This window comes from Pseudomonas sp. GL-B-19, from assembly GCF_019956415.1.
Taxonomy (GTDB): Bacteria; Pseudomonadota; Gammaproteobacteria; order Pseudomonadales; family Pseudomonadaceae; genus Aquipseudomonas.
The window spans coordinates 108,634-127,046 of record NZ_JAHBDK010000019.1 but is presented as its reverse complement, the minus strand read 5'-3'; the positions used below and the strand labels follow the sequence as shown (position 1 = coordinate 127,046).

The following is an 18,413-nucleotide window of genomic DNA, read 5'->3' as shown; positions in this document are numbered from 1 at the left end:
CGTGAGCTCAACCAATGTTGGCCAGAAGCCAAAGATGGCTTCCTCGAATAGGCCTTATACATAGATGCAACCGGGTAGCAGTGTTTGAAAAGCAGGTAGACAGTGGGGGCGAGTCCATACATAGGAGTGAGCCTGCTCGCGATGGCGGATTTACATTCAACATTGATGGTCGGCTGATCCACCGCTATCGCGAGCAGGCTCACTCCTACAAGGGGTTCAGTGTCAGGTTGGGAAATGGGGTTTCGTCGCTCCCGACCGCGGCACACAGGCCACGAACTAAACTTAATGCACCCAGGACGCGCTTGGTGTCCTGTTCATTCCAACGACCACCGTCCAGAGGTGAACGCCTCGAAAAACAAGGCCTCCGGACCGTGATCCTGCAGAAGGAGCACACGTGATGGACGAGGCCAGACTCAATGATTTCATGGGCAAATTGGTGAGTGACATGGGCGGCGCGGCGATGCTCGCCAACGTCATCCTCGGCGAGGAACTCGGCCTGTACCGGGCCATGGCCGACAGTCAGCCGATCAGCCCTGAAACCCTCGCCGACAAAACCGGCTGCAACCCCCGCCTGGTGCGCGAATGGCTCAGCGCCCACGCGGCGTCCGGTTACATGGAACACCTCGACGGCCAGTTCCGCCTGCCCGAAGAACAAGCCCTGGCGCTAGCGAACGAAGACTCACCGGTCTATGTGGCCGGTGGTATCAGCGTGGTCGCGTCGTTTTTCCATGACAAGGACAAACTGGTCAAGGCCATGCGCGGCAACGGCGCCCTGGCCTGGGGCGATCACCATCCGTGCATGTTCAGCGGCACCGAACGGTTTTTCCGGCCCGGTTACAAGGCGCACCTGATCGCCGAATGGCTACCGGCCCTCGAAGGGGTGGTGGCCAAGCTGGAGGAAGGCGCCAAAGTGGCGGACATCGGCTGCGGGCATGGAGCCTCGACGGTGATCATGGCCCAGGCGTACCCGAACTCGCGGTTTGTCGGTTTCGACTACCACGCACCCTCCGTCACGGTCGCCACCCAGCGCGCCGAAGAAGGCGGCGTGGCCGGGCGAGCACGGTTCTTCCAGGGCACCGCCAAGAGCTACCCCGGCACCGACTATGACCTGGTCTGCTACTTCGACTGCCTGCACGACATGGGCGACCCGGTGGGTGCGGCCAAGCATGCCTATGAATCGTTGAAACCGGACGGCGCGGTGTTGCTGGTAGAGCCCTTCGCCAACGACTCGCTCGACGAAAACATCACCCCGGTGGGACGGCTGTTCTACGCGGCTTCGACGTTCATTTGCACGCCCAACTCGCTGTCCCAGGAAGTCGGCCTCGGGCTCGGCGCACAGGCCGGTGAAGCGCGGTTGCGCAAGGTCTTCACCGAGGCGGGGTTCAAGACATTCCGGCGCGCCACGGAAACTCCGTTCAACCTGATTCTGGAAGCGCGTAAATAACCGTCGGCCAGCACCCGGACAGGCGCGCTGTCCGGGTGATCGGTCTGCTACGCCGCACACACTCAAGGCCCTTCCCGGAGTGTTGAAAATGCTCGACAGGCTCCTGCGCGAACAACTCGAGCGGCTTCGGCAATTGATGGCTGACCAGCCGTTTGTGGTGCTGACCGGGGCCGGCATCAGCACCCCGTCGGGCATTCCGGACTACCGCGACAACCAGGGCGTGCGACGTGGCCGGCAACCGATGATGTACCAGGAATTTCTATCTACCCCGCAATCACGTCGACGCTACTGGGCACGGGCCATGCTCGGTTGGCCGCGCGTGCACCTGGCGCAACCGAACGTCGCGCACGAAGCGTTGGCCAGTTTGCAAAACACCCGGCAGATCAGCGGTCTGATCACCCAGAACGTTGACACCCTGCACGATCAAGCCGGCAGTCACGATGTGATCGAACTGCATGGCAGCCTGCACCGGGTGCTGTGCCTGGATTGCGGGAAACGCAGCGAACGGGATGCCATTCAGCGATTGATGGAAGCGCAGAATCCTTATCTGGCCGGGGTTGATGCGGTACAGGCGCCGGATGGCGATACTTTGCTGGATCCGGCATTTGAAGCGCGGTTTCAGGTGCCCCATTGCCCGCATTGCGCAGGCGAGCGGATGAAACCGGACGTAGTGTTTTTTGGCGAGAACGTGGCACTGGCGACGGCGACCAAGGCTATGACGGCGGTAGAAAAGGCGGCGGGGTTGCTGGTGGTGGGGTCTTCGTTGATGGCGTATTCGGCGTTTCGGTTGTGCCGGGCAGTGGCGGATCAAGGGAAGCCATTGATTGCAATGAACCTGGGGAAGACCCGGGCGGATGACATTCTGGATTTCAAGATTGAAGGATCGTGCGAACAGCTTTTGCCCCTGCTGGCCCAACGGCTCACCACCTAAATACTAAAGCCCCACAATCCCTGTGGGAGCGAGCCTGCTCGCGATAGCGGATTTACATTCAACATTGATGTGGGCTGATCCACCGCCACCGCCACCGCCATCGCCGGCAAGCCGGTCTCACTCCCACATTGGTCCTGTGTTTCATCTGGCAGACAGGCGCTGACCCAGGTTTTCCTCTTTGAGGATATCGAACAACGCCTGCGCCGCCGCCGACAGTTCAACCCCAGGCTGGGTCAATACGCCGATGGCCCGTTCCACCACCGGATCACGCAGGGTAATGCATTGCGCGCCGAGCTCTTGCATCTGCCCGGCGCACAACGCGGGCACCGCGCTCACGCCCAACCCGCTGGCGACCATGCGCCCCACCGTCGCCAGCTGATGACTTTCAAATTCCACCGGCAATTTCATCCCCCGCGCCTGCAAATGTTCTTCCAGCATCACCCGCAACGTCGACGGTCGCTGCAAAGTGATGAACGGCTCCTTGAGCAACGTTTGCCAATCGATATCATCAAGCTCAGTCAACGGCGAATCCTTCGGCACGACGGCGACGAATCGGTCCATGTACAACGGCGTGAACGCCAACGACGAACTCTGCGTCGGCTCGAACGCCACGCCCAGTTCTACCTGGCGGTCACGGACCATTTCCAGCACCTGTTCGTTGATCACGTCATTGACCGTGACGTTGACCTTGGGATAACGCGCGCGGAACCTCTTGAGGATCGGCGGCAGCAGGTTGCCGGCAAACGATGGCATGGCCGCCAGCGTCACGCGGCCGCGCTGGAGGGTGAAGCGTTGACGCAGTTCGTCCTCGGCATTGTCCCAATCGGCGATCAACCGGCGCGCCAGCGGCACCAGCGATTCGCCCTCGGCGGTCAACGCCACGTTGCGCGTGTTGCGGGTAAACAACCGCCCACCCAGGCCCTCCTCCAGCGCCTTGATCGTCAGGCTCAACGCCGATTGCGACAGGTGCAGGCGCTCGCAGGCCACGGCAAAACTCAGGCTTTGGGCCACGGCCAGGAATGCGCGGATCTGCTTGACTGTCATGGCCGGTGGCTCCAACGTAGTACGGGAGATTGATTAGTGAGTTTTATCTATCAATCAACCTTAAAAATCAACTTAACAAATTAATACAAGGACGAGACACTTCGTCGCATACGGCTAGCCAGCCGACCACAAAGAATAAAAGAGGTGCATATGGCAGGTTTCGACAAGCGCGTGAGTTCCTACGAGGAAGCTCTGGCAGGTCTTGAAGACGGCATGACCGTGATCGCCGGCGGCTTCGGTCTGTGCGGGATCCCGGAAAACCTGATCAATGAGATCAAACGCAAAGGCACCCGCGACCTCACCGTGGTTTCCAACAACTGTGGCGTCGACGGTTTCGGCCTCGGTGTGCTGCTGGAAGACCGGCAAATCAGCAAGGTCGTGGCCTCCTACGTCGGCGAGAACAAGATGTTCGAAGAGCAGCTGCTCAGCGGCGCGATCGAAGTGGTCCTGACCCCGCAAGGCACCCTCGCTGAAAAAATGCGCGCTGGCGGCGCTGGCATCCCGGCGTTCTTCACCGCGACAGGCGTTGGCACCCCGGTTGCCGACGGCAAGGAAGTCCGCGAATTCCATGGCCGCAAGTACTTGATGGAAGAGTCCATCACCGGTGACTTCGCCATCGTCAAAGGCTGGAAAGCCGACCATTTCGGTAACGTGATCTACCGCCACACCGCCCAGAACTTCAACCCGCTGGCCGCTACCGCCGGCAAGATCACTGTGGTCGAAGTCGAAGAAATCGTCGAACCCGGCGAGCTGGACCCGGCGCAGATCCACACCCCTGGCATCTACGTCGACCGGATCATCTGCGGCACGTTCGAGAAGCGCATCGAACAGCGCACCGTACGTAAGTGATCCCCTGCCCCCGGACCGAATGAAGGAATAACAACAATGGCACTTTCCCGCGAACAAATGGCTCAACGCGTCGCCCGCGAAATGCAGGACGGCTTCTACGTCAACCTGGGCATCGGCATCCCGACCCTGGTCGCCAACTACATCCCTGAAGGCATGGAAGTCATGCTGCAGTCGGAAAACGGCCTGCTGGGCATGGGTCCTTTTCCTACCGAAGAAACCATTGATGCCGACATGATCAACGCCGGCAAACAAACCGTGACCGCACGAACCGGCGCGTCGATTTTCTCCTCGGCCGAGTCCTTCGCCATGATCCGCGGTGGCCATGTCGACCTGACCGTGCTGGGCGCCTTTGAAGTCGACGTGCAAGGCAACATCGCCTCGTGGATGATTCCCGGCAAACTGGTCAAGGGCATGGGCGGCGCGATGGATCTGGTGGCTGGCGCAGACAACATCATCGTCATCATGACCCACGCGTCCAAGGACGGTGAGTCCAAGTTGCTGGGCCAATGCAGCCTGCCGCTGACGGGCGCCGGTTGCATCAAGCGCGTATTGACCGACCTGGCTTACCTGGAAATCGAAAACGGCGCGTTCATTCTCAAGGAACGTGCACCGGGCGTCAGTGTCGAGGAAATTGTCGCCAAGACTGCGGGTAAACTGATTGTTCCCGATCACGTCCCAGAAATGCAGTTCGCTGACCAGTGAGGAATCCTTCCATGCAAGACGTCGTCATTGTCGCCGCCACCCGGACTGCCATTGGCAGTTTTCAGGGCTCTCTGGCAGGCGTTTCTGCGGTTGACCTCGGCGCGGCGGTGATCCGCCAGCTGCTGGCGCAAACCGGCCTGAATCCGGCTGAAGTCGATGAAGTGATCATGGGCCAGGTGTTGACCGCTGGCGCCGGGCAAAACCCTGCGCGCCAGTCCGCGATCAAGGCCGGCCTGCCGTTCACTGTGCCGGCCATGACCCTGAACAAGGTCTGCGGTTCGGGCCTCAAAGCCCTGCACCTGGCCACTCAGGCGATTCGCTGCGGCGACGCCGACGTGATCATTGCCGGCGGCCAGGAAAACATGAGCCTGTCCAACTACGTCATGCCGGGTGCCCGCACCGGTTTGCGCATGGGCAACGCGCCAATCGTCGACACCATGATCAGCGACGGCCTGTGGGATGCGTTCAACGATTACCACATGGGCATCACTGCCGAGAACCTGGTCGAGAAGTACAGCCTGACCCGCGAGCAACAGGACGCCTTCGCTGCGGCCTCGCAGCAAAAAGCCACGGCAGCCATCGAAGCCGGGCGTTTTGTCGATGAGATCACGCCGATCCTGATTCCTCAGCGCAAGGGCGATCCGCTGTCCTTCGCCACTGACGAACAGCCGCGCGCCGGCACCACCGCTGAAGCGCTGGGCAAGCTGAAACCGGCGTTCAAAAAGGACGGTTCGGTGACGGCGGGCAACGCTTCATCGCTGAACGACGGCGCCGCCGCCGTGATCCTGATGAGCGCCGACAAAGCCAAGGCCCTCGGCCTGCCGGTATTGGCAACCATCGCGGCTTACGCCAACGCAGGCGTTGACCCGGCGATCATGGGCATTGGCCCGGTGTCGGCCACACGTCGCTGCCTGAGCAAGGCCGGCTGGTCCATCGATCAACTGGACCTGATCGAAGCCAACGAAGCGTTCGCCGCGCAATCATTGGCGGTGGCCAAGGACCTGGAATGGGACTTGAACAAGGTCAACGTCAACGGTGGCGCCATCGCGCTGGGTCACCCGATCGGTGCATCGGGCTGCCGCGTGCTGGTGACCTTGCTGCATGAAATGATCAAGCGCGACGCCAAAAAAGGCCTCGCCACCCTGTGCATTGGTGGTGGTCAAGGCGTGGCACTGGCAATCGAGCGGGCGTAAAGCGTTCATCAGACTGTGCGGGGACCCACGAAGATCCGCACAGCCTGGCAACACCCCCGGCGTGATTCACATCGCGCCGGGTCCTACCGCATACCTTGTAGGTCGTCCCTTCAGGCAAACTTCACCAGATTCAGAGTCGGCAACGGACCACCCGGAAACTGCGCCAGTCGTGCGCCAACACTCAATTCCCCCAGATCGATTCCGCAGAATCCCAACTGATCGATCAACGCCGCCACTTGGGCTTTTGCCTGGGTGTCATCTCCTGAGAAAAACAGCGCTCTACGACCACCCTCCGCCGCCGGATCACCCTCAAGCAGACGCGCCTGAAGGTGATTGAACGCTTTGACAACCCGCGCACCGGGCACCCATTCGGCGAACACTTCGCTGGACATCCGCCCGTTCAGATCAACCGCTTTGAACAACGGTGCCTCAATCGAGTTATTCGCATCAATGACGATCCGACCGCCAAAATCCGGCAAACCGCCCAGCGCTTTCGGCAACTTCGACCAGTTCACCGCAACCAGCACAATCGGCTGTGCGGCCGCTTCTTCACGAGTGCCGGCGCGCGCCGTCGGCCCGAGTTCTTCTATCAGCGAAGCCAAGGTTTGTGGCCCGCGGCTGTTGGCGATAACCACTTCAATGCCTTGACGCGACAGGGCTCTGGCAAACGCAGCGCCGATTGCGCCCGCGCCGATAATTCCAATAGTGCTCATGATTATTCACTCCGAGGGGTTGTTGTTGGAGTGAATACTGCGCTTGCCATTAGTGCTTGATTAGCCGGTAATACCTTGAATGATTTTCAAGCTTTGCTATCAGGTAACCAACATGGAAACCCTCGCCAACCTCGAATCCTTTGTGCGAAGCGCGGAAACCGGGAGTTTTTCGGCGGCGGCGCGGTTGCTGGCGCTGACACCCGCCGCGGTCAGCCGTAACGTCGCGATGCTTGAACGAAACATCGGCGCGCGACTGTTCCAGCGTTCGACCCGCAAGCTATCACTGACTGAAGCCGGTGAACGTTTTCTGGCGAGCATCGGCGGCAATCTGGAGGCGTTGCAGACGGCGATCAGCGCGGTGAGCAGCGACCGGGGCGAGCCCACCGGCGTGCTCAAAGTCAGCCTGGCGCCGACGTTTGGCATCGGCCATATCCTGCCGCTGCTGCCGGCATTCCTCGAGCGCTATCCGCTGATCCGGCCGGAATGGCACTTCGAAAACCGTCCCGTGAATTTGATTGCCGAAGGCTACGACGCGGCCATTGGCGGCGGCTTCGAACTGACGCCCGGCGTGGTATCACGAACGTTGGCGGCGGCGGATGTGGTGGCGGTGGCCTCCCCCGCCTATCTGGCCGGGCGAACGTTGCCCCAGCACCCGACGGACTTGTCCAGATTCAACGGCATTGTGATGCGCGGCAGCCGCACCGGGCGGGTTCGACAGTGGGTCATGCAGGATGGCGCGGGTCATGAAGCGCCGGCTAGCCTGAGCGAAAACATCGTGCTCAATGATCCGGCGGCCATGCGTGAAGCGGCGATACTCGGTCTGGGTGTGACGCTGCTGGTATTGCCGGACGTGAGCGCCCAACTCCAGCGAGGCGAACTGGTGCGCTTGCTGCCAGACTGGCACGCGGATGCGGGGCCGATTTCGCTCTACTACCCGAGCCGGACACTGATGCCGGCCAAGACCCGGGTGTTTATTGATTTTGTGGTTGGGGCGTTTCAGCAATAGACCGCGTTATCGTTCATCGCGAGCAGGCTCGCTCCCACATTAATTGATCTGCAGTGAACACTAAACCCTGTGGGAGCGAGCCTGCTCGCGATGAGGCCAGTCCTGTCACCCCAAAAAACTGCAGGACCAATGGGTTTGTATACAAAACACGACAATCCATAGAGCAATTCACCGCACGCAATGCTAACGTTGCCGCCTCACTCAGGTCGGAGACGCGTGCGTGCTGATGCTTAAACTGCTGGTGATTCCGGGGTTTCTGTTGCTGATTTCCCTGGCGGGTAAACGCTGGGGCCCGAGCGTGGCCGGTTGGCTGTCCGGTTTGCCGGTGGTGGTCGGGCCGATTTTGTTCTTCCTCGCCATTGAGCAAGGCGAAGTGTTTGCTGCCCAATCGGCGACGGCAGCGTTGTCGGCGATGTTCGCGATGATTGCCTTCTGCGTGACCTACGCCCAAGTCGCTCAACGGGCGCGATGGCCTTGGGCGCTGATGATTTCACTGCTGGTCTGGGCCGCCGTGGCCCTGGTGCTTTCGCTGATCCCGGCTTCGCTGGTGTTCTCGGTGATCGCTGCGGCCAGCGCGCTGTTGGCGGCACCATTTCTGTTCCCCAAGGTGCAGCCCATCGTTTCCGGCCCGGCACCGAAGTCCGACAAACTGCTGTTGCGCATGTTGGCGGGCGCCTTGCTGACCCTCGCCGTCACGCTACTGGCCAGCACCGTCGGCGAACGCTGGAGCGGCCTGCTCGCGGTGTTCCCGGTATTGGGCAGCGTGATGGCGGTGTTCTCCCAGCAAACCCGAGGCCCGGCGTTTACTGCCGCATTATTGCGAGCCACGGCGACCGGCATGTATTCGTTCGCGGCTTTTTGTCTGGTGTTGGCGCTGGCGTTGCCGCACTGGGGACTGAGCGCGTTTGCCCTTGGCGTAGTGGTGTCAGTGGCCATGCTCGGGGTCACCCGGCAACTGTTGGCACGACCGGTCAACGCTGTCGCAACACGTTCAATAAAATCGAATGAGTAAAGCAACAACCTCGTACGTCAATCGAACAGGTTTCCCTCAACATCAGCCTCAGTTCACTACCCACCGCTGACTGAGGCCTACACCATGAAGTTCTTTTTCCACCCTTCGCCGAACCCGATGAAAGTTGCCCTGCTGCTTGAAGAGCTGCAAACGCCCTACGAATTGATCGGCGTCGACACCTTCAAGGGCGAGCAACATTTGCCAGCCTTCCTGGAGATCAACCCGAACGCCAAGGTTCCGGCCCTGGTCGACGGCGACGCCACGGTGTTCGATTCGCAAGCCATCCTGCTGCACCTGGCGCAAAAACATCAGCGCTTCCTGCCGACCACCGCTTCCGGTAATGCCGAATTGCTGTCGTGGTTGATGTTCATCGCCACCGGCCTGTCGCCGTTCTCAGGTCAAGCGGTGCATTTCCTGCACCACGCGCCGCAAGACCTGCCCTACGCAAAAAACCGCTACCTCAAAGAAGTCGAACGTCACTACCGCGTACTCGACCAGCGTCTGGCCGATCAGCAATACCTGGCTGGCGACACCTACAGCATCGCTGACATGGCGCTTTGGGGCTGGGCCAATTACGCGCCGTACATTCTCGGCGAGAACGGCCTGGCGGTGTACCCGAACGTCAAGCGCCTGTTCGATGAAATCAGCGACCGCCCGGCAGCACAGCGTGCCCAGGGCCTGAAAGAAAAACTGGTGCTCAAGGCCGAGTTCGACGAAGAAACCCGTCGCAACCTGTTCCCGCAGAACCAGGCCTGACGCTCGCCGAAACCAAAGAGCGGCTGCTGGAGGTGATCAGCAGTTACCCGTCGCGCCGCGAGGTGTAAACCGCTGCCGCGCTGGAATGCTTTACAACGTCCATGGGATGATCGCCCTCAAAGCGCGATCATCCCTGGAGTTTTTTGCATGTCACTGTTGAGTAAAAAAGCCGTTGTCCTGTTGCTGACGACGGTTGCCAGTCTGGGCGCGTTGAATGCACAGGCCGCCACGGCCACTGATAGCAATACGTCGTCCACGCAGAAAGTCTCGATGCTGGACGGCAAGTTCACGTTCACCTTGCCTAAAGGCTTTACCGCTAACACGCTGCCAGCCAGCCCTGACGGCGCGAGCGGCACCATGTACACCAACGAAGCCACCAAGACCGTGGTGATCGCCGCTGAAAACAACCTCCCGAAAGACATCACCGTCAAAGACAACGACGGCGCGTTTCTCGATGGGACGGCCGCCGATTTTGAAGCCGCACAACGTGAGGCCCTGCCGGATTTTAATAAACTCAGCGAAAAAAGCCTGACGCAAAAAGCGACAGGGTTGGGGCTGCGTCAGGTTGACAGTACAGCCACACAAGGTGGCGGCATGACCCTCAACACCACGCTGATGGCGGTGTCCGACAACCGCATGGCCGTGGTTCAGGTCATCTCCCGTCCTGGCGATATGGCCGCGCACGAAACGTTGGTTAAACAGATCGTCACCGGCAAATAAACCTCAGGGGTTGAGGCGCTGCAGCCAGGCGTTCAAATCCTCGATTTCGGCCGCGCTGATGGAGTGGCCAAGTCCTTCGTAGCCATGAAACTCAGGCGTGAGTGACAGGCCCTGCAATAGAATGTTGGCGTCTGTACCGTCCTTGTACGGCAGGCGGTTGTCCTCTTTGCCATGGCCGATGAAAATTGCCAGTGTCTGGCGTTTTTCATCCGGCTTGAGCGCGGACTTGAGCACCGGCAGAACCCGCCCGCTCAACGCCGCAATCCCGCCGACCGCCTCGGGGTGACGCAGCGCCACTTCGTAGGACATGATCGCGCCCTGGCTGAACCCTACCAGGATCACTTTTTCCGGTTGGGTGTGATATTTCTTCGCCGCTTGTGCGATGAAATCCAACAGCACCTGGCTACTGGTCTTCAAATCGTCGGTCTCGCCGTTATAAGCCCCCTCGCCCTTTTTGCGAAACCACTGGTAACTGCCCTGTTCCATGGTCATCGGCGCGCGCACCGACAGGTAGGTGTAGGGCGCGGGCAGATCATCCTTGATGCCGAACAGGTCCTGTTCGTTACTGCCGTAACCGTGGAGGAAAATTACCAGCGGATGGTTTTGTGATTCAGTGTTGGCTTGTTCCAGGTATTTGAGTGGCAGATCGGTTTGCAGCGGGGATTGAGCGTGGACAGTGGCGGATGCCAGCAGCGTCAGTAGAGAGAAAAATTTCAACATAAGCCTTCCTTCACAGGAAACAGGATTCGGGGGTGAGCCTAGCACTGTGGAACCTGCCGGGGGATTTTGGGTGTTGCTGGTGGCCCCATCGCGAGCAGGCTCACTCCTACAGTTGAAATGCATTCCCCTGTGGGAGCGAGCCTGCTCGCGATGAGGCCCGATGAGGCATCAGAGAATCCGGATCAGTCGTTGATCAACTTCCCAACCCGAATCGGCTCGCGCCCCGCCACTTTCGCCTGCCACGTCCCCGGTTGCGTATACCGCCCGCGATCAATCGCAAACAACACACCACTGGTCCCGGCGCGCACCGTGGTCACCCGGTCATTCAACGGATCAACCACCTCAAACAGCGCATCGCCCCGCTCCACCCATTCACCGGCATCGCGCAAGAAACTGACCACCCCGTGATGCGGCGCGAACAGGTACTCGGTGCCTTCGAACGGCATGCCTTCACAGCACTCACTCGGTGCCGCCGGCCAGGTACCTTTGATGAAGCCCTGCTCGGCCAGGAAACCGAGGATGGCCTCGCAATTGGCCTGAGCCTGATCAACCCGCGTGTCGCCCATGCTGCCCAGTTCCAGGGTCGTCGCCAGGTTGGCCGGGGGAATGGCGGCATCAGGAAATGCCCGCGCCAGACGCAACCACGGCGAAGAGCACGACTCGTCGAACGAGCTGCCGCCGGAATCTTCACACAACAACGCCACGCCGGCCTTCAACCGTGCTGCCAGCGATTGCCACTGCGGCCAGTGCTGCGGCAACGCATAGATATGAATCGCCGCATCGAAATCACAATGCAGGTCGAGGGTGATGTCGGCATCGCATGCATGGCGCAACAGCAAGCGGTGCATGGCTTCAAGTTGCGAGGTTGGTGCCGGCAGCCCCTCGAGCACCTGGCCCATGGTCTGGCGGATCAGGGCGATGTTGGCCTGCGCATCGTCGCCCAATCGGTCGCCGATCAACGCGGCCACCGGTGCGCTGAGCTCTACAAATGAGCGGTTGAAATTCTTGCCGCTGCCCAATTCAAAGCGGCCCATGTGGCTGCCTTGCAGGTGCTGATCGAGGCCGATCGGGTTGGCCACCGGCACCAGTTCGATCACGCTCTGCAATTGGCCCTGGGTTTCGAGTTCGGTCAGGCGCTTTTTGAGTTCCCATGCCGTGCGCATGCCTGGCAGTTCATCCGCATGCAGGCTGGCCTGGATGTAAACCTTGCGCGTGCCAGTGCCATAACGAAACACGCTGAGGGTTCGTTCGGTGCCTAGGTGACTCCAGGGCAGTGAATGGTCGATGCGTTGCATGGGGAACTCCTGATGCCTGAACGGTGAAAATCACCCTGTAGGAGCGAGCCTGCTCGCGATAGCGGTGGGTCAGGCAATTAATTTTCGACTGACCCACCGCTATCGCGAGCAGGCTCACTCCTACAGGGTTCTCTGTTGCTAGAAGGATGCACAAAAAAAATGGCAACCGCGTCAACGGTTGCCATTTTTTGAACGGCGTGATTACTCGCCGTAAACGTCAAAGTCGAAGTACTTGTCTTGCACTTGCTTGTACTTGCCGTTGGCGCGGATTTCGGTGATGGCTTTGTTGAATTGCTCAGCCAGAGCGGTATCGCCCTTGCGCACTGCAATGCCGGCGCCGCCGCCGAAGTACTTGGCGTCTTCGTAGGTCGGGCCAACGAATTCGAAGCCTTTGCCGGCGTCGGTTTTCAGGAAACCGTCGCTGAGGTTGACCGAGTCGGCCAGCATGGCATCGAGGCGACCGGCAACCATGTCGAGGTTGGCTTCCTGCTGCGAGCCGTAACGCACCAGATCGATCCCGGCGGGCACCAGCACTTCGGTGGCGTAACGGTCGTGGGTGCTGGCGCGCAGCACGCCGACCTTCTTGCCTTTGAGCTGGGTCAGCGGGTCGGTGATGTTGGAGCCTTGCTTCATCACGAAGCGTGCCGGGGTGTGGTAGTACTTGATGGTGAAGTCGACGTTCTTTTTACGGTCGTCGGTGATGGTCATGGACGACAGGATCGCGTCGATTTTCTTCACTTTCAGTGCCGGGATCAGACCGTCGAATTCTTGCTCGACCCACGTACACTTCACGTTCATCTGCGCGCACAGCGCGTCACCGATATCCACGTCGAAACCGGTCAGTTTTCCGTCAGGGGTTTTCATCGAGAATGGCGGGTAACCGGCTTCGATGCCGATGCGGATCGGCTTGGCGTCTTCGGCCACAGCGGTCAGGGACAACATCGACAGTGCCAGGGCACCGAACATCACTAGCTTTTTCATTTATAACTCCTGTGTGCGGAGGCTTTTATTGGCAGCTTACGATTGGCTTTCGGTCGGTGAAAACCGAAGTGGCCGGCAGTCTAGAGTGGCTGCAGACGGGCAAATTGTGTTGAAGCGACAAATACTTATAAAAAAGTGGCTCGTGCAATGGCATCCCTTGAAGCGTGCGCCAAGGCGGTGCAAAGACTGTAGAACAAGCCATTTTTCAGATAAAACCTACAAACAAGAACGACAGAGAAGCCTGATGCCAACACTGAATCTGATCCAGCACCACCCCGCCGAAGGGCCTGGTGCGATTGCTGACTGGGCCACGTCCCGAGGCCTGACGCTAAACGTCTTTCGCGCCGACCTCGGCCAATTGCCACCCGTCAGTGCGGCACCGGTAATGGTGTTGGGTGGGCCTTATGAATCCAACGCCGGGCCACAGTGGCTGGAGGCGGAACGGCAGTGGCTGGCGGGGAGCCTTGATCAGGGCGCTGCGGTGTTTGCGATTTGTCTGGGGGCACAATTACTGGCGTTGAGTCTGGGCGGCAAGGTGCGGCGGATGGCGCGCATGGAAACCGGCTGGACCGAGGTGACCTTCGGCGATGGGCAACGGTTGAATGTATTGGAATGGCACGAAGACGCGATCGAGCTGCCGCCTCAAGCACAGTTGCTGGCCAGCAGTGATCAATGCGAACAGCAGATGTATCGCGTAGGGCCGACGCGGGTGGGGTTGCAGTTCCATCCGGAGTGGAATGCCGAGTCGGTGGCGATGCTCAATGAACACTTTGGTGAGGAATCGCCGCTGCCTCGGGGTGAACAGGACAGCGCCGCTTACACCGCCGTTTATGAGTGGTTGCAGGCGACGCTGGATGGGTGGTGGACCGTTTCGTCAGCTATTCGCCACGGTTGATCAACATTCACACCCTATGGCGGCCGGGGCTGGCCGTTGCACCGCCACACTCAACTCAAACCCCTCATCCAGCCACCCCGTCACCCCGCCGATCATTTCCTTGACCGGGTAACCCAGCGCTGCAAGTTTCACGGCGGCCTTGTTGGCACCGTTGCAATGCGGGCCCGCGCAATACACCACGAACAAGCTGCTTTTCGGGTAAGCCGCCAGGCTTTCAGCGGTCAGCAATCGTCCCGGAATGTTGATCGCGCCCGGCACATGGCCACGCTCGAACGCCAACGGACCACGAACGTCCACCAACACAAAATCCACCTCGCCGGCCTGTTGACTGCCGTGGACGTCGGAACAGTCGGTTTCGAAGGTCAGACGGTTGCTGAAATGCATCAGGGCGATGGCCGAAGGGGCGGCGGGAATTTCGCGAACCAGGCTGGTCATGGGCTGTACTCCAAAGTGCGGGTGGGTGTGAGAAGACTTTATCCGCCCGCCACTTGCCGCTACAGTGGCGCACAAGACACTCACCGGGAACTTTCCGCCAAATGCAGCCCACCCCTGGATTGGTCGCGATTCTGGCCTACGACGGCCTCTGTACCTTCGAGTTCGGCATTGCCGTGGAGATCTTCGGCCTGGCGCGGCCCGAGTTCGACTTCCCGTGGTACGAACACCGGATTGTCGCCGTGGATCAGGGGCCAATGCGCGCCATGGGCGGGATTCAGGTGCTGGCCGATGGCGGCATGGAACTGCTCGAAGACGCCCGGACCATCATCATTCCTGGCTGGCGCGACCGCCACGCACCGGTGCCCGAGCACTTGCTCGACGCCCTGCGAAAGGCCCATGCGCGGGGCGCACGATTGCTGTCGATCTGCTCCGGCGTTTTTGTGTTGGCGGCGACCGGTTTGCTGGACGGACACGGCGCCACGACCCACTGGCGCTATACCACCGAACTGGCCGAACGTTTTCCGAATATTCTGGTGGACCCGGAGGTGTTATATGTCGACTCCGGTCAACTGATTACCTCGGCCGGCAGCGCGGCGGGTATCGATGCTTGCCTGCATCTGGTGGCGCGGGATTTCGGCACACAAGTGGCAAACTCGGTGGCGCGTCGGCTGGTGATGTCACCGCAACGCACCGGCGGCCAGGCGCAGTTTATTCCCACACCGGTCAGCCCGACGCCGCGCAGCGATGTGTCACGCATCATGCAATGGGCGCGGGAGCGCTTGCACGAGCCGCTGGAGGTTCGGGAATTGGCGAATGAGGCGGCAATGAGTGAACGGACGTTTCTGCGCCGGTTTACAGAAGCCACCGGGATGCCGCCCAAAGCGTGGTTGCAGCATGAGCGACTGGCCCGGGCCCGGGAGTTGCTGGAGAGCACCAGCGACAACACGGATCAAATCGCCGAGCGCTGCGGGTATCGATCCGTGGAGAGTTTTCGCGTGGCGTTTCGAGGGGTGGTGGGGGTGCCGCCGGCGGTGTATCGGGAGCGGTTTGGGCGTGGGGACAAGGCTGCTTTTTGAAGTGTTTTTGAGGGCCCCTTCGCGAGCAGGCTCGCTCCCACAGGATTGTGTGAACACCGAAAATCCCCTGTGGGAGCGAGCCTGCTCGCGAAGGCGTCAGCCCAGTCACTACCGACCTCAAGGCTTACGCAGCAGGTAGGTATCCATAATCCACCCATTCGCCAATCGAGCCGCCTTGCGCACCCGCTCAATCTCATCCGCCACATCCTTGAGCTTGCCGCTGATCAGGATTTCATCCGGCGTGCCCAAATAAGCCCCCCAGTAAATCTCGGTCTCCTGAACAGCCACCTGATGGTAGGCATCCTGCGCATCCAGCATCACCACCACACTGTCGGCATCACTCACCTGCCCCGCCGCCAGCCGTCGCCCGGTGGTGATTTCAATTGAGCGACCAATGCGATTGAGCGGCACTTTATGCTGCGCCGCCAATGCCTGGACGCTGGTAATGCCGGGAATCACCTCAAACTCAAACACGCAGCGGCCCGAGGCCAGGATCGCCTGCAAAATCCGGATCGTGCTGTCATACAGCGACGGATCGCCCCACACCAGGAAACCGGCGCACTGGTCGTCAGTCATTTGCTCATTGATCAAGCGTTCGAAGGTCAATTGCTTGGCAAGGTTGAGGTCTTCGACACTGGTCGTGTAGTCCACTTCACCGCGCTCACGCTCGGGGCTGTGAGCTTCGACGAAGCGGTAGTCGCGATCGGTGATGTAGCGCTCGCAGATCTCGCGCCGCAGATCAATCAACGAGTCTTTGCTCTGGCCCTTGTCCATCAGGAAAAACACATCGACGCGGTTCAGCGCCTTCACGGCCTGCATCGTGATGTAGTCGGGGTTGCCGGCGCCGATGCCGATGACCAGCAGCTTTCTCATCACTGCCCTCCTTGGGCATCAGTGCCGAGCAATCTCAGACGCCAGCGCCCGGTGAACCGCAATTCGATGGTCGACAACGGTTCAACGTCGATCTGGTTGAACGCCGCGCCCTGCAATACTTGGGTCAGTGCGGCGCGTATGACAAACGGATGGGTGATCGCAACAATGTGCCCCGGTGTCGCTTCAAGGGTTTTCAGCCACTGCGCCACGCGCAGCCCCAATTGCGCCACCGACTCACCGCCATGCGGTGCCGAGGTCGGGTCATCGAGCCAGGTCTGGAGCGCCTCGGCTTGCGATATTTGCAAGTCATCAATGGATACGCCATGCCACTGTCCGAAGTCGCAATCGCTCAACGCCGCCACGACTTCAACCTCATCGCCAAACAAAGCGGCCGTTTGCCGGGTGCGCAACTCCGGTCCACACAGTAAACGCGGTGTCCGTTTAAACGCGTGACGACGCGAACCCTGCGCCGATTGCCAATCCATTTCCAACGGTTCATTTGTAGGAAAACGCGCCAATTTCTGTGCGACGGTTCGCGCATGACAGATCAGAGTCAAACGGGTTGCTTGCACGGATGATCACCCTGTCGATGAAACAAAAGACGGCAATACGCCGCAAATAGTTGCCCAATTGTGCCGCAAGAAGCCCGGTTCAGGGCGTTTCGTTTTAATCGGCAAGTACGGGTTACCAGTTCAGCGAGTCGATGAAATTCGGCAATGTCCGACACGGTTATAGGCGATGTCCTACAAGCCCTATCCACTTCCGTGTAGCCCTTGTAACACGCGGTTTCGCCCCGTTTTGGGGCTCGAAGAAATCACGAAAAAATTCACTAGACTTGTAGAGTCCGCTACACAAATACTGTTTTAGCAATTTATGAAATGAAACCGACACACCCATCCAGCAGGAGCCCGGATGCCCACCCTTAGAGACCTGATTACCGACGCTGGCCTGGAATTGACGCCGGCGGAACGCAAAGTCATACGTGCCTTGCTGGACCAGTACCCACGTAACGGACTCGGTCCGATGTCACGTTTGGCCGAACACGCCGGTGTCAGCGATCCCACCATTGTGCGGCTGGTGAAGAAACTCGGATTCAGCGGTTATGCCGATTTCCAGGATGCCCTGCTCAGCGACATGGACCACCGCTTGCGGTCCCCCAGCGCCCAGTTGCAACCGCGCTCCCATCTGCAAAAAAGCGATGCCTGGAGCCACTATCTGGAGGATAGCCATCGGGCACTGGTGGATACCCATGCGCTGACCCAACCCGAAGACATCCGGATCCTCGTCGAGTGGCTGCTCGACACCCGTCATCAGGTGCATTGCTTTGGCGGGCGCTTCAGCAGTTTCCTCGCCCACTATTTGCTCAACCACCTGCGCCTGCTGCGACCCGGCTGTTTTGCCCTGGAAGACAACGCACAACTACCGGACCGAGTGTTCGACGTGCAGCGTCAGGACGTGGTGCTGGTGTTCGACTATCGCCGCTACCAGTCGCGTACCTTGCGGCTGACCAGCGCCGTCAAGAGCCGATACGCCCGGGTGGTTTTGTTCACTGACATCTATGCTTCACCGCTGCGGGAGATGGCGGACCTGATCATCAGTGCGCCGGTGGAATCGGTGTCGGCCTTCGACACTATGGTGCCTGCGCTGGCCCAGGTGGAAGCGTTGATTGCCTGCCTGACTTTGCGCAGCCCTGATCTCGCCGATCGCCTGGAAGGCATCGACACCCTGCGCGGCGAATTTGACACTCACCTGCTGGAGGATAAATAAG

Annotated in this window: 20 protein-coding genes; 12 read left to right on the top strand and 8 right to left on the bottom strand. The window is 60.0% G+C overall.

Going from position 1 to position 18,413, the window contains the following annotated elements; translation table 11 throughout:
- The first annotated feature begins 397 nt into the window (after positions 1–397).
- Complete coding sequence (locus KGB06_RS06670) at positions 398–1,444, top strand: class I SAM-dependent methyltransferase (protein ID WP_223512955.1); 1,047 nt, start codon at positions 398–400, stop codon at positions 1,442–1,444.
- An 88-nt stretch (positions 1,445–1,532) separates the two neighbouring features.
- Positions 1,533–2,375 (top strand): NAD-dependent protein deacetylase, encoded by an 843-nt coding sequence (locus tag KGB06_RS06665; protein ID WP_223512952.1) that lies wholly within the window; start codon positions 1,533–1,535, stop codon positions 2,373–2,375.
- Between the two features lie 141 nt (positions 2,376–2,516).
- On the opposite strand, the gene KGB06_RS06660 is transcribed toward KGB06_RS06665, so the two are convergent.
- On the bottom strand, positions 2,517–3,419 hold the full coding sequence (locus KGB06_RS06660; RefSeq protein ID WP_223512950.1) for a LysR family transcriptional regulator: 903 nt from the start codon (positions 3,417–3,419) through the stop codon (positions 2,517–2,519).
- A gap of 150 nt (positions 3,420–3,569) precedes the next feature.
- On the opposite strand from KGB06_RS06660, the gene KGB06_RS06655 reads away from it, so the two are divergent.
- Genes KGB06_RS06655 through KGB06_RS06645 form a run of 3 tightly spaced genes read left to right on the top strand, consistent with a single transcriptional unit; the run spans position 3,570 to position 6,163 of the window.
- Entirely contained in the window at positions 3,570–4,268 is a 699-nt protein-coding gene (locus KGB06_RS06655) for a CoA transferase subunit A (protein ID WP_223512949.1), read from the top strand.
- Between the two features lie 36 nt (positions 4,269–4,304).
- A complete protein-coding gene (locus KGB06_RS06650; protein ID WP_223512947.1) occupies positions 4,305–4,970 on the top strand; it encodes a CoA transferase subunit B in 666 nt (221 codons plus the stop codon).
- Positions 4,971–4,981: 11 nt separating this feature from the next.
- Positions 4,982–6,163, top strand: coding sequence for an acetyl-CoA C-acetyltransferase (locus KGB06_RS06645; RefSeq protein ID WP_150779975.1), 1,182 nt, complete (start codon positions 4,982–4,984; stop codon positions 6,161–6,163).
- Positions 6,164–6,273: 110 nt separating this feature from the next.
- Here KGB06_RS06645 and KGB06_RS06640 read toward each other — a convergent pair whose 3' ends face one another.
- Positions 6,274–6,876 carry an NADPH-dependent F420 reductase gene (locus KGB06_RS06640; protein ID WP_223512944.1) on the bottom strand — a complete coding sequence of 201 codons (603 nt, stop codon included), beginning with the start codon at positions 6,874–6,876 and terminating at the stop codon, positions 6,274–6,276.
- Positions 6,877–6,988: 112 nt separating this feature from the next.
- Between KGB06_RS06640 and KGB06_RS06635 the strand changes: the two genes are divergently transcribed.
- The 4 genes from KGB06_RS06635 (at position 6,989) to KGB06_RS06620 (ending at position 10,370) form a co-directional block, all read left to right on the top strand.
- Complete coding sequence (locus KGB06_RS06635; RefSeq protein WP_223512941.1) at positions 6,989–7,882, top strand: LysR family transcriptional regulator; 894 nt, start codon at positions 6,989–6,991, stop codon at positions 7,880–7,882.
- Between the two features lie 220 nt (positions 7,883–8,102).
- Positions 8,103–8,894, top strand: coding sequence for a hypothetical protein (locus KGB06_RS06630; protein ID WP_223512937.1), 792 nt, complete (start codon positions 8,103–8,105; stop codon positions 8,892–8,894).
- 84 nt (positions 8,895–8,978) lie between these two features.
- Complete coding sequence (locus KGB06_RS06625; protein WP_223512926.1) at positions 8,979–9,650, top strand: glutathione S-transferase family protein; 672 nt, start codon at positions 8,979–8,981, stop codon at positions 9,648–9,650.
- A 147-nt stretch (positions 9,651–9,797) separates the two neighbouring features.
- The gene (locus KGB06_RS06620) at positions 9,798–10,370 is read left to right on the top strand and encodes a hypothetical protein (protein WP_223512923.1); all 573 of its coding nucleotides are present in this window, start codon (positions 9,798–9,800) and stop codon (positions 10,368–10,370) included.
- A gap of 3 nt (positions 10,371–10,373) precedes the next feature.
- Here KGB06_RS06620 and KGB06_RS06615 read toward each other — a convergent pair whose 3' ends face one another.
- The 3 genes from KGB06_RS06615 to KGB06_RS06605 all read right to left on the bottom strand — a co-directional run bounded on the left by KGB06_RS06615 (position 10,374) and on the right by KGB06_RS06605 (position 13,366).
- Positions 10,374–11,090, bottom strand: coding sequence for an alpha/beta hydrolase (locus tag KGB06_RS06615; RefSeq protein WP_223512920.1), 717 nt, complete (start codon positions 11,088–11,090; stop codon positions 10,374–10,376).
- A 182-nt stretch (positions 11,091–11,272) separates the two neighbouring features.
- On the bottom strand, positions 11,273–12,385 hold the full coding sequence (locus KGB06_RS06610) for a succinylglutamate desuccinylase/aspartoacylase family protein (RefSeq protein ID WP_223512917.1): 1,113 nt from the start codon (positions 12,383–12,385) through the stop codon (positions 11,273–11,275).
- A gap of 201 nt (positions 12,386–12,586) precedes the next feature.
- Entirely contained in the window at positions 12,587–13,366 is a 780-nt protein-coding gene (locus KGB06_RS06605; RefSeq protein ID WP_223512915.1) for an ABC transporter substrate-binding protein, read from the bottom strand.
- A gap of 244 nt (positions 13,367–13,610) precedes the next feature.
- Here KGB06_RS06605 and KGB06_RS06600 point away from each other — a divergent pair, with 244 nt between their 5' ends.
- Positions 13,611–14,261 carry a type 1 glutamine amidotransferase gene (locus tag KGB06_RS06600; protein ID WP_223512914.1) on the top strand — a complete coding sequence of 217 codons (651 nt, stop codon included), beginning with the start codon at positions 13,611–13,613 and terminating at the stop codon, positions 14,259–14,261.
- Here KGB06_RS06600 and KGB06_RS06595 read toward each other — a convergent pair whose 3' ends face one another.
- Complete coding sequence (locus tag KGB06_RS06595; protein ID WP_223512911.1) at positions 14,262–14,696, bottom strand: rhodanese-like domain-containing protein; 435 nt, start codon at positions 14,694–14,696, stop codon at positions 14,262–14,264.
- A gap of 101 nt (positions 14,697–14,797) precedes the next feature.
- Here KGB06_RS06595 and ftrA point away from each other — a divergent pair, with 101 nt between their 5' ends.
- Positions 14,798–15,772 (top strand): transcriptional regulator FtrA, encoded by a 975-nt coding sequence (gene ftrA, locus KGB06_RS06590; RefSeq protein ID WP_223512906.1) that lies wholly within the window; start codon positions 14,798–14,800, stop codon positions 15,770–15,772.
- Positions 15,773–15,889: 117 nt separating this feature from the next.
- On the opposite strand, the gene cobF is transcribed toward ftrA, so the two are convergent.
- Both cobF and KGB06_RS06580 read right to left on the bottom strand, forming a co-directional pair.
- Complete coding sequence (cobF, locus tag KGB06_RS06585) at positions 15,890–16,645, bottom strand: precorrin-6A synthase (deacetylating) (protein WP_223512904.1); 756 nt, start codon at positions 16,643–16,645, stop codon at positions 15,890–15,892.
- A complete protein-coding gene (locus KGB06_RS06580; RefSeq protein WP_223512901.1) occupies positions 16,645–17,217 on the bottom strand; it encodes a histidine phosphatase family protein in 573 nt (190 codons plus the stop codon). The genes cobF and KGB06_RS06580 overlap by 1 nt, the downstream gene beginning before the upstream one ends.
- 340 nt (positions 17,218–17,557) lie before the next feature.
- Between KGB06_RS06580 and KGB06_RS06575 the strand changes: the two genes are divergently transcribed.
- Positions 17,558–18,412: a MurR/RpiR family transcriptional regulator gene (locus KGB06_RS06575; RefSeq protein WP_223512898.1), complete on the top strand. Its 855-nt coding sequence runs from the start codon at positions 17,558–17,560 to the stop codon at positions 18,410–18,412.
- Position 18,413: the final 1 nt, after the last annotated feature.

Excerpts from the sequence above, each read along its gene's own strand:
- KGB06_RS06670 (WP_223512955.1), top strand. The coding sequence starts at position 398 with ATGGACGAGGCCAGACTCAATGATTTCATGGGCAAATTGGTGAGTGAC.
- KGB06_RS06665 (WP_223512952.1), top strand. The coding sequence starts at position 1,533 with ATGCTCGACAGGCTCCTGCGCGAACAACTCGAGCGGCTTCGGCAATTG.
- KGB06_RS06660 (WP_223512950.1), bottom strand. The coding sequence starts at position 3,419 with ATGACAGTCAAGCAGATCCGCGCATTCCTGGCCGTGGCCCAAAGCCTG.
- KGB06_RS06655 (WP_223512949.1), top strand. The coding sequence starts at position 3,570 with ATGGCAGGTTTCGACAAGCGCGTGAGTTCCTACGAGGAAGCTCTGGCA.
- KGB06_RS06650 (WP_223512947.1), top strand. The coding sequence starts at position 4,305 with ATGGCACTTTCCCGCGAACAAATGGCTCAACGCGTCGCCCGCGAAATG.
- KGB06_RS06645 (WP_150779975.1), top strand. The coding sequence starts at position 4,982 with ATGCAAGACGTCGTCATTGTCGCCGCCACCCGGACTGCCATTGGCAGT.
- KGB06_RS06640 (WP_223512944.1), bottom strand. The coding sequence starts at position 6,876 with ATGAGCACTATTGGAATTATCGGCGCGGGCGCAATCGGCGCTGCGTTT.
- KGB06_RS06635 (WP_223512941.1), top strand. The coding sequence starts at position 6,989 with ATGGAAACCCTCGCCAACCTCGAATCCTTTGTGCGAAGCGCGGAAACC.
- KGB06_RS06625 (WP_223512926.1), top strand. The coding sequence starts at position 8,979 with ATGAAGTTCTTTTTCCACCCTTCGCCGAACCCGATGAAAGTTGCCCTG.
- KGB06_RS06620 (WP_223512923.1), top strand. The coding sequence starts at position 9,798 with ATGTCACTGTTGAGTAAAAAAGCCGTTGTCCTGTTGCTGACGACGGTT.
- KGB06_RS06615 (WP_223512920.1), bottom strand. The coding sequence starts at position 11,090 with ATGTTGAAATTTTTCTCTCTACTGACGCTGCTGGCATCCGCCACTGTC.
- KGB06_RS06610 (WP_223512917.1), bottom strand. The coding sequence starts at position 12,385 with ATGCAACGCATCGACCATTCACTGCCCTGGAGTCACCTAGGCACCGAA.
- KGB06_RS06605 (WP_223512915.1), bottom strand. The coding sequence starts at position 13,366 with ATGAAAAAGCTAGTGATGTTCGGTGCCCTGGCACTGTCGATGTTGTCC.
- KGB06_RS06600 (WP_223512914.1), top strand. The coding sequence starts at position 13,611 with ATGCCAACACTGAATCTGATCCAGCACCACCCCGCCGAAGGGCCTGGT.
- KGB06_RS06595 (WP_223512911.1), bottom strand. The coding sequence starts at position 14,696 with ATGACCAGCCTGGTTCGCGAAATTCCCGCCGCCCCTTCGGCCATCGCC.
- ftrA (WP_223512906.1), top strand. The coding sequence starts at position 14,798 with ATGCAGCCCACCCCTGGATTGGTCGCGATTCTGGCCTACGACGGCCTC.
- cobF (WP_223512904.1), bottom strand. The coding sequence starts at position 16,645 with ATGAGAAAGCTGCTGGTCATCGGCATCGGCGCCGGCAACCCCGACTAC.
- KGB06_RS06575 (WP_223512898.1), top strand. The coding sequence starts at position 17,558 with ATGCCCACCCTTAGAGACCTGATTACCGACGCTGGCCTGGAATTGACG.